Below are 10,084 nucleotides of genomic sequence, written 5' to 3' on the forward strand. Positions count from 1 at the left end.
GGCAGCGGCATGGACTTCGTGGGCCGCCCCGAGGGCTGGGGCAAGCAGCAGCGCGAGGCGTGGGAGGCGAAGCACTACCACCAGCCCTCGGACGAGCTGCGCCCGGACTGGGACTTCTCCGGCGCGGTGGAGGACGTACAGCTCTTCTTCCTCCTGGGCGCCCACGTGGCCCGCACGAGGGAGCTGCCCCGGTGGAACAAGGGGGACGAGTTCGAGGTCCCCCGCCTCCAGGCGCTCGAAGCCCTGAGGAGCGAGGAGGCGAGGTAGGGCGCGTTTCGTCGATTCTCCGGCTTCCGGACGTTTTTGCACCCGGCATCCCCACACTCCGGGTGTTAAACCTTTCCGCCATGCCTCAGTTCCAGCTCGTCAGCGACTACAAGCCCCAGGGCGACCAGCCGCGCGCCATCGGTGAGCTCACCGAGGCGTTGCTGCGCGGGGACCGCTACCAGACGCTGCTCGGCGTCACCGGTTCGGGCAAGACGTTCACCATGGGCAACGTCATCGCCAACGTGCAGCGGCCCACGCTGCTCATCGCGCACAACAAGACGCTCGCCGCCCAGCTCTACGGTGAGTACAAGTCCCTCTTCCCCCACAACGCCGTCGAGTACTTCGTCTCGTACTTCGACTACTACCAGCCCGAGGCGTACATCCCCACCTCGGACACGTTCATCGAGAAGGACTCCTCGGTGAACGATGAGATCGAGCGGATGCGCCACTCGGCCACCCACTCGCTGCGCACGCGCGATGACGTGCTCATCGTGGCCAGCGTGTCCTGCATCTACGGCCTGGGTACGGCGCGCTCGTACGTGGACATGGCCGTCACGGTGAACGTGGGCGCCGAGCTGGGCCGCGACAGCTTCATCCGCAAGCTGGTGGAGAGCCAGTACGAGCGCAACGACCTGGACTTCCACCGAGGCACCTTCCGTGCCCGGGGCGACACCGTGGAGGTCTTCCCCGCCTACGAGGAGGAGCGCGCCGTGCGCGTGAGCTTCTTCGGCGACGAGGTGGAGAAGATCACCGAGTTCGATCCGCTGCGCGGCGTGACGCTGGGCGTGCTGGAGAAGGTCGTCATCTTCCCCGCGAGCCACTACGTCACCGAGGTGGACACCCGGAAGAGCGCACTGCAGACCATCCGCGACGAGCTGATGGAGCGGCTCCAGGAGTTCAAGCGCGAGGGCAAGCTGCTGGAGGCCCAGCGCCTGGAGCAGCGCACGATGTACGACCTCGAGATGATCGAGCAGGTGGGGTACTGCAACGGCATCGAGAACTACTCGCGGCACTTCTCGGGCCGGCCTCCCAACGAGCCGCCGCCGTGCCTGCTGGACTACTTCCCGCGCAACATGCTGGTGCTCATCGACGAGAGCCACCAGACGGTGCCGCAGATTGGCGCGATGTACCGGGGAGACCGGGCGCGCAAGGAGACGCTGGTGGCGCACGGCTTCCGCCTGCCCAGCGCCCTGGACAACCGCCCGCTCAAGTTCTCCGAGTTCGAGGACATGGTGCCGCAGGCCGTCTTCGTCTCCGCCACCCCGGCCGAGTACGAGCTGCAGAAGTCCAAGGGCGTGGTGGTGGAGCAGATCATCCGCCCCACGGGCCTGACGGACCCCGAGGTGGAGGTGCGCCCGGCGCGCAACCAGGTGGACGACGTCCTGGAGGAGGTGCGCAAGCGCGTGGCGAAGAACGAGCGCGTGCTGGTCACCACCCTCACCAAGCGCATGGCGGAGGACCTCACCGAGTACCTCACCGAGGTGGGCGTGAAGGTGCGCTACCTGCACTCGGACATCGGCGCCATCGAGCGCACCGCCATCATCCGCGATCTGCGCAAGGGCGAGTTCGACGTGCTGGTGGGCATCAACCTCTTGCGCGAGGGCCTCGACATCCCCGAGGTGTCCCTGGTGGCCATCTTCGACGCGGACAAGGAGGGCTTCCTGCGCAGCCACGTGTCCCTCATCCAGACCATCGGCCGCGCCGCCCGCAACCTCAACGGCCGCGTCATCATGTACGCGGACGGGATGACGGACTCGATGAAGCTGGCCCTCGAGGAGACCAACCGTCGCCGCGAGGTGCAGCGCGCCTACAACGCGCAGCACGGCATCACGCCCAAGGCGGTGAAGAGCCACATCCTCGACCTGTCCGAGCACCTCTACGACGCGGATCCGTCCGAGCTGCCCATGGCCGCCGACGCGGTCGGCGACCTGCTGGAGCCCAAGGAGATCAAGCGCCTCATCGGCGAGTTCACCAAGGACATGCAGCACTACGCGGACGAGATGCAGTTCGAGAAGGCCGCGGAGATCCGCGACCGCATCCTGCTGCTCAAGGACATGGACCTGGGCCTCAAGCCGCCCAGCCGCGCGCTGCTCAAGGCCCCCGCAAGGCCCGCCGACGAGGCGAAGCCCGGGACGCCCGGTGCGCGGGGCAAGCGCGGAGGCTCGCCGCGAGGAGGCAAGGGCGGGGGAGGCCCGCCTCACGGCAAGACGGGCATCGGGCCGAGGAAGAGCCGGTAGACCCTCATGGACGCGAAGCTCGAAGCGAAGCTGGACGCGCTGCCCACCGAGCCCGGCGTGTACCTGATGAAGGACCGCCGCGGCGAGATCATCTACGTGGGCAAGGCGGTCAACCTGCGCAACCGGGTGCGCTCGTACTTCACCCGCACCGGGGACACGCGCGCCTTCGTGTCGCTGCTGGACCAGTTCCTCGGCGACATCGAGACGGTGCTCGTCCACAACGAGAAGGAGGCCCTCCTCCTCGAGAACGAGCTCATCAAGAAGCACAAGCCGCGCTTCAACGTCCTGCTCAAGGACGACAAGCAGTACATCTCGCTGCGGCTCGACAAGACCCAGGACTATCCGCGCCTGGAGGTGGTGCGGCGCTACCAGAAGGACGGCGCGCGCTACTTCGGCCCGTACTCCAGCGCGAGCTCCATTCGCGAGACGCTGCGCATCATCAACCGCTTCTTCCACCTGCGCACCTGCACGGACCACGTGCTGGCCAACCGCAAGCGGCCCTGCCTGCTGCACCAGATCGGCCGCTGCCCCGCGCCCTGCGTCTACCCCGTCCCCGTGGAGGGCTACCGCAAGAGCGTGGACGAGGTGATCCTCTTCCTGGAGGGCAAGGCGGGAGAGCTGGTGGAGGGACTGCGCGCGCGCATGAAGCAGGCCTCGGGCGAGCTCAAGTTCGAGGAGGCCGCGCGCATCCGCGACCAGCTGCTCGCCATCGAGCGCAGCCTCGAGCGCCAGAAGGTGGCCACCACCGACTTCAAGGACCAGGACGTCTTCGCCTCCCACCGCGAGGGGGACCGGCTGCTCGTCTACGTCCTCTACGTGCGCCAGGGCCGGCTCAACGGCGGCATGGCCTTCCCGCTCGGCAGCCAGGAGTTCCCCGACGAGGAGCTGCTGCCGTCCTTCGTCAACCTCTACTATGACCAGGGCAACTTCGTGCCCGAGGAAGTGCTGCTCCCGCTGGACATCGAGGAGCGCGCGGGCCTCGAGGCCCTCCTCACCGAGCGCAAGGGCGAGCGGGTGCACGTGATGGTGCCCAAGCGCGGCGAGAAGCGCGCCCTGGTGGAGATGGCGCAGAAGAACGCCGAGCAGGCCGTGCTCGAGCGCCGCCGCACCAAGGACGAGACGGAGGTGGTGCTGCGCCGCCTGCAGGAGCGGCTCCACCTGCGCAACCTGCCGCGCCGCATGGAGTGCTTCGACATCTCGCACTTCCAGGGCGCCAGCATCGTCGCCTCCCAGGTGGCCGCCACCGACGGGGAGATCGACAAGAGCCGCTACCGCCGCTACCGCATCAAGACGCTGGAGAAGCAGGACGACTTCGCCAGCATGCACGAGGTCATCACCCGCCGGCTCAAGCGCGGCCAGGAGGAGGGGGACCTGCCCGACCTGCTCGTCATCGACGGCGGCAAGGGACAGCTCGCCAGCGCGCTCGCCGCCGCGAAGGACCTGGGCGTGGAGGGGGTGGACATCATCTCCCTGGCCAAGAGCCGCGACGTCGAGGTGCATGACCGCGACGAGGAGAGTGCCCGCAGCCCCGAGCGCGTCTTCCTCCCCCACCGCAAGGATCCCATCGTCCTGCGGCAGAACTCGGCGGAGCTCTACCTGCTCGCTCGCCTGCGCGATGAAGCCCACCGCTTCGCGATCACCTTCCAACAGAAGAGCATGCGCAAGGGCAACTTCCACTCCGTCCTGGAGGACATCCCGGGGGTGGGGGACACGCGCAAGAAGCTGCTGCTGCGCCACTTCGGCTCGCTCAAGCGGGTGCGCGAGGCGGACATCGAGGCCCTGGCGGAGGTGCTTGGCCCCACGGTCGCCGAGCGAGTCCACGCAGCGCTCCACGGCCACCCCGAGGAGGACTCGGAGGATCCCATTCGCGAGGCTTCCATGGCGGATGCGGGTGCCCTGGTGGACGAAAAGTCAGAAGAAGGGTCGCCACCCGGCTCGCCGTGATTAATTTCCGCTCGAAAGCGGGACGGCATAAGGCCGCTGAATCCGCGATGTTCCTGGGGTTTTTCATTGCGACTGGGCTTCACGCTGATTTATAGCGAACGGGTCCAAGTCGATATGTCTTCAAGGGGCGAGGGACCGACATGAGGCTCTATCCAAAGGTGATCCCGATCATCTCTCGTGAGGGCGTCCAGAGGCTGATGCAGGACGGGGATATCGAGGTGGAGCCGATGCGCGTGGCTGACGCCGAGATGGACCTGTCCGCCATCATGCGGGAGTATCTGGCGAACGAGGAGCGCGTGAATCAAGCCACGCGCGAGGCGCTGGAGCGCCGGGGTTACGACTACTCCAAGTTCAATCAGGTCAAGCGTGAGATGGCCGACGTCCGCGGCTTCAAGATGGGCGACGAAGGCATCGAGTACGTCATCAACCAGATGATTGAGTTCCTCCTCATCAGCCGGAACGTCGAGGAGGTGTACGCCGCCGACAACATCCTCCGGCAGAAGATCCACGCGGTGATGAAGAAGCACCTCGACGTGGACGAGGAGATCGACAAGGAGGCCCGCTCGCGCCTGAAGCACCTGCAGGAGGGCACCAGCGCCTTCGACATCGAGTACAACAAGACGGTGGAGCAGATCCGCCGCGCGCGCGGGCTCATCTAGTCGGACCGAGCAGCCCTGGCGGGGACTCGCCCGCCTGGCTGCTTCGAGCCACCATCCATCGCCTCCGCTGCCTACCCTCTCTCTGAGGAGGCAGCGTCGATGGCGGGAATCTTGTCCAGCTTCGTACTTGCCGGGCTGCTCACGGCCAGCCCAGCGGACGTCTTCAGCTTCGATGGTCCCCGAGTCACCGCGCGGACGGTGGGGAGCGTCGGTTTCTTCACACAGGGCTCGGTGCCCTTCACGGACCTGTTCGAGCGGGGGAGCGGCTCGGCCGAGCTCTTCACGCAGGACCGCATCGCGGACCCGCGAGCGACCTATGGCGACGTCGCGCGCCTGGAGGCCACCTTCCAGATTGGAGGGGACTCGTACCGGGTGGAGCTGGCGCAGGGGGGCTTCCCGCCCGCGCAGGCGATGGCCGGCACACCCGTGACGGGGCCGTTGCCCTCACCGCCGGCCCAGCCCATCTCGGGCGGGGTGGTGGTGGGGCAGGACCTGCACGGCACCTCGGGGCTCGGCTTCTCCAACATGACGCGCGTGCAGTCGGCGACGGCCGTGTGGGGCGTGGGCCGCGTCTGGCGCAATGGCGCGCTGCTCTCGGACACCGCCCTCATCCACGCCGCCGCGCTGAGTCAGGGGGCGCACGCGGATGACGACACCTTCCGCCTGATGCCGTCCGCGCGCCCGGGGGACACCGAACTGTACGTGATGGTCTGGAACCTGCCACGCGCGCTCGAGCCTCGCGGCTTCATCCAGTTCGGTTTCGATGACGTGGCCATCGACATCAACGGCACCCCGGTGCCCGCGGTGGCGTTCGTCCCCACGGCGGGGGTGTTCGTCGGCGTGGCGCCGCCGAGCACGCCGGTGCCGGGTGGGGCCTCCCTGGGGCTCGTGCCCAACAGCGGGCTGTCGCAACAGCAACAGCAGCAGGGCGTGGGGGGCTCCGGTCTGGCGACTACGGGACAGACGGGAACGGGGCAGACCGGGACGGGGCAGACCGGCACGGGCGGCTTCTCGGGGACTCCGTTCGGACAGGAGCTGGGCGGCACGGATGGCCTGGCCAACCCGTTGGCGACCCAGACGGCGGAGACTGCGGATGTCACCCTCCCGGGGCCTCAGCGGGCGGTGGCGGGGGATGTGCTCAACCCCTTCCTGGACACGGGCCGGGTGTCGCTCTCCACACAGAATCCCGGGGACCCCGACATCGGGACGCCCGGCTTCCAGACCACGCCCATCGTTCCCGAGGCCTTCCTGACGCCGGACACGCCGGGGCGGGTGGCCATCAGCGCGGGACAGCCCGCCGAGCCGGGCCAGCAGGACTCGCAGTTTCCCGGACAGCAGACGCCCTTCATCCCGGAGGGTTTCCAGAACGACGCGCGCGTGAGGAGCGCCAGCCAGCTGCCCCCGGCCACGGTGGGAGGCTTCGTGCCGCTGACACCGGGGCCGCAGCAGCAGTCCACCTTCCTGTCCTCCAGTGGTTCGTTCTCCGTGGTGCCGTTGGTGCCTGGAGTCTCCGGACCGGAGTTCGCCTTCGGGGGGCCTCGGGTGACGACGGGGGTGGTGCGCACGCCGGAGCCGCAGCAGGTCGTGACGCCCGCGGTGCCGCTCATCGCCACGCCGCTGCCGCTCAACGCCCAGCAGCCGGTGCCGCTCGTCACCAGCCCGCAGCCGCTCAACGGGCAGTCGGCGGTGCCGCTCGTCTCCACGCCCACGCCGCTCAACTCGCAGCCCATCAGCGCCACGCCGCCCGGTGCCACCACGTCACCGGTGACGTCGACACCGGCGGCCACCGCGGTGCCGGGTCTGGTGCCGGGCGCGACCTCGGGTACAGGAGGTGCCGGGGGGGGCGCCACGGGGTCGGTGTCGGGGCCGGGTCCGGCGCCCACGACGACGGCTCCAGGCGCGGCGGCTCCGGGGGGTGGGGCGGCTCCAGCGCCCTGATGGTGGCCGCGTCCTCTCCCTCTGGCAGGGGGGCGAAAAATTGACCCCCTGCTACTGGCCTGTAGCTTGGCCTACATGAGGACACACGCTGCCGCCCTCGTTGCCGCCCCCGCGACGCTGCGCCGCGCGGGAGTCGATCCGCTCCGCCAGGCGGTGGAGCAGCTTGGCCACGCGCTGCCTCCACGCGCCGACTCCACCGTGCTGCTGGACTTCCTGGAGGACGATCTCCGGGAAGGACTCGAAGCGCTCGGGGATGTCGAGGCGCACTTCTCCGAGGTGCTCGAGACGCTCCAGTCCGACGGGCTGTCCCCGCTGTCGTTGCTCGAGGCCGGAGAGGACTACCTCGTGCTTCAGCGGCTCGCGCTGCTGGAGGATGTGGCGACGCGGCTCCGCCGCCGGCTGTCGCAGGCGGCGGCGCTCATGCGTCACGCGACTACCACTTGAGCTGTTCCTTGCCCTGGGCCTGCTTCGCCTTCTCGCCCGGGCGCGAGTACGAGGTGAGGGTGGCGCGCACCGCCCCCAGGTCGATGGAGCCCACGGCCGCGAGCGGCAGCCGGCGCTCGTCGTCGGAGATCCACACGTGGACCTCGCGCGTCATCGAGGGCTTGTCCAGGCGCACCGCGGTGCCCGACAGGTGCCAGGCCTCGAACTCGCCGAGCGGCAGCGAGACATGCTCGCGCTTCACCACGGTGGCCGTCATGCGCCACATGCGGCGCACACCGTAGACGTCGAAGCACAGGGGCAGGCCCTCCTTCATGGGGAGCTGGCGCATCATGTAGATGGCGCCGCCCACGTCCAGGCCCTCGTGGTCGTAGGAGTAGTCGTTGCGGCCCGGCTTGCCCCTGGAGACGTACTCCACGCGGACCTTCCGGTCCTTGGTGTTGAAGGCCACGTCCACGGTGCGGCGCGACTCGTTCTCCATGGCGTCCTCGGTGTAGCGCGAGGTCCGCAGCGTCTTCGGGTGCAGGTAGCTCACCGCGGTGGCGTCCACCCGGCGCACCTTGGAGAAGAAGGAGTTGGTCTGCACCTTGATCTGCACGGGCAGGGCGCTGTCCGTCTTCTTCTGCACCTGCATGGTCATCTTGCCCGCATTGGCGCCCATGGCATCGAGGTCGAACTCGAGCATCTCGCCCGGAGCGAAGGCGAACGGGCTGCGGAGGGTGGGCAGGCGCTGCTCACACCGGGGCACCGCGGACGAGGCCGGCTGCGCGGTCTTGTGCTCGTCCGAGGGATCCGTCGCGTCCGGGAGCTGAGCCCAGGCCGCGGACGAGAGGCTGAAGAGGAAGGCTGCGAGGGCAGGGCGCATGGCGGTCGTCCTTGGCAACGGGGTGAAGTGTCTCCGGCTCACTTGGGGGCTCCCACTCGCTTCGGATGGACGTCCGAGCGCTTCGAGTATTCGGACGCCTCCCAGCGCTTGCGCAACCGGGCCGTCATCTCCCGCCGCACCTGCTCCCACTGCCGGGGGTCCGTCTCGACTTCATAGCCCGAGCGGGTGAGTCGCTGCGCGGCCTCCCGGGCGAATGCCCGCTCGCCGAGCGACTCCAGCAGCCGGAGGTACTCGTAGTCCTCCAGGCCGTCGCGGAGGTGTTTGAGCCGCAAGGACACCACGGGCTGGTGGCGGGTGAAGCCGGGCCGCGAGGGGGTGCCGGGGTAGAAGAAGGTGCCATCCCCGTTGCCGCCGAACTCGAAGACGTCCCGCCAGGGGTCCTTCGTGTTGTAGGCGAAGACGGTGTCGAAATAGAGCTCGCCGTCCACGCCGGAGAGGAAGGCCAGCGGCCCCATGGCGCGGTTGAGCGGGGCGGGGTGGTCCACCATGTAGGAGGCCCAGCCGCTGTAGGCCTTCTCCACCGAGGCGTCCTCGGCGGGGCCCCCGTTGCAGCCGTGCGAGTTGCAGCTCTGGTACCACCACACCTTGGCGTGGGGAGAGAGCTTGCCGCGCAGCGTGGACAGCGGGACGACGTTGCGGCACGTCTGCGGCCCGGGGCGCGGGAAGAAGCAGTTGAGGGTGGGCGTGAGGATGTCCGCCGAGCCCCGCAGCGCCTCGTCCAGCGGGGCGGTGACGAGCACCGGCACGTCCTTGCTGGCCGCGCGCACCCGCTGCGACTGGGCACGCACGAGCGGCACGTCCTCGGGCTTCGGCTCGTCCTTGGCGTAGAAGAAGAGCTGCGCGCGCCAGCCCTTCTGGCGGTAGTGCTCGGCGAAGGCGCGGTAGTACGCCTCCTTCTCCGCATCGGTGCGGGCCGCCCGGCTGTCGCGCACCTCGGAGGTGGTGAAGCGGGCGCCCGAGGGCAGCACCGTCCCCTCCAGGAAGGGCCCCACCTCCGCGTCGTACGCGCGGAAGTCCACCACCGCCTTGCCCTTTTCGAAGCGCACCGGGGGCGCGTCCATGCTCATGCCATGGGCGCTGAGCCGGTGGGACAGCAACTCGCTCGCATAGGCCCGGAGCAGCTCGCGGGCCTCGGGGGACTCGGGCTTCAGCCCGTGCCCCTTGGCGATGCTGTAGAGGGACACGCCGAAGCTCGTCGGCAACGAGGCGGTGGCCGGCAGGACGAAGGGCTGCACCTCCGCCGTGAAGGGCACGGGCGCCAGCGGCTTGCCGTCCGCCTCCACCCGCAGCGCGCCCTGGTACGTGCCCGGCTCCTGGGCCTCCGGCGCGCACAGCTCCACGTAGAGGACGGTGGGCGCCTCCGGCGTGGTGGGGGCCTCCACCGGCACCAGCGGATCCGGCCACGGCCCGCTCGCCCCCTGGGAGTTGGAGGGCGTCTTCACGTCCACCCACGCCTCGCGCCACACCGAGGTGCTCAGGGGCGCCCCCGGCCCGCGCAGCGCGAGCGGCTTCACCTGGAGGCGCGAGGTGCCCGCGGGGAGCACCACCTGGGCGGCCTCGCACTCACCGCGCGCGAGGCTCAACCGGGCCTCCTTCTCGCCCTTCACCGCGACTCCGGGCCGCACCTTCTCCAGCCCGGACACCACTCGCGGCTCGGGCGCCGCGGCCAGCAGCCCCGCGAGCACCCACTGCGCCGCCCACCCCCCCCCCAA

General features: G+C 69.3%; 7 protein-coding genes and 1 pseudogene. 6 read left to right on the forward strand and 2 right to left on the reverse strand.

The genetic code is table 11. The annotated features are described in order from the left end of the window. From VF697_RS12840 to VF697_RS12865, 6 genes and pseudogenes are all read left to right on the forward strand, one after another. Window positions 1–267, forward strand: a pseudogene (locus tag VF697_RS12840) (peptidase M28); the annotation flags it as partial. 80 nt (window positions 268–347) lie between these two features. Beyond that, window positions 348–2,504: an excinuclease ABC subunit UvrB gene (gene uvrB / locus VF697_RS12845; protein WP_331094726.1), complete on the forward strand. Its 2,157-nt coding sequence runs from the start codon at window positions 348–350 to the stop codon at window positions 2,502–2,504. Between the two features lie 6 nt (window positions 2,505–2,510). After that, a complete protein-coding gene (gene uvrC / locus VF697_RS12850) occupies window positions 2,511–4,448 on the forward strand; it encodes an excinuclease ABC subunit UvrC (protein ID WP_331094727.1) in 1,938 nt (645 codons plus the stop codon). Window positions 4,449–4,588: 140 nt separating this feature from the next. After that, a complete protein-coding gene (locus VF697_RS12855; RefSeq protein WP_331094728.1) occupies window positions 4,589–5,107 on the forward strand; it encodes a DUF507 family protein in 519 nt (172 codons plus the stop codon). 99 nt (window positions 5,108–5,206) lie between these two features. Beyond that, entirely contained in the window at window positions 5,207–7,045 is a 1,839-nt protein-coding gene (locus VF697_RS12860; RefSeq protein WP_331094730.1) for a hypothetical protein, read from the forward strand. A 75-nt stretch (window positions 7,046–7,120) separates the two neighbouring features. After that, window positions 7,121–7,489 (forward strand): hypothetical protein, encoded by a 369-nt coding sequence (locus tag VF697_RS12865; protein WP_331094732.1) that lies wholly within the window; start codon window positions 7,121–7,123, stop codon window positions 7,487–7,489. Here VF697_RS12865 and VF697_RS12870 read toward each other — a convergent pair. Then, window positions 7,479–8,351 carry a DUF3108 domain-containing protein gene (locus tag VF697_RS12870; RefSeq protein ID WP_331094734.1) on the reverse strand — a complete coding sequence of 291 codons (873 nt, stop codon included), beginning with the start codon at window positions 8,349–8,351 and terminating at the stop codon, window positions 7,479–7,481. The genes VF697_RS12865 and VF697_RS12870 overlap by 11 nt on opposite strands. A gap of 38 nt (window positions 8,352–8,389) precedes the next feature. Beyond that, window positions 8,390–10,084 (reverse strand): DUF4091 domain-containing protein (locus VF697_RS12875; protein ID WP_331094736.1); only part of this gene is annotated, 1,695 nt, incomplete at its 5' end.

The organism is Archangium sp. (genome assembly GCF_036388035.1).
GTDB lineage: Bacteria > Myxococcota > Myxococcia > Myxococcales > Myxococcaceae > Archangium.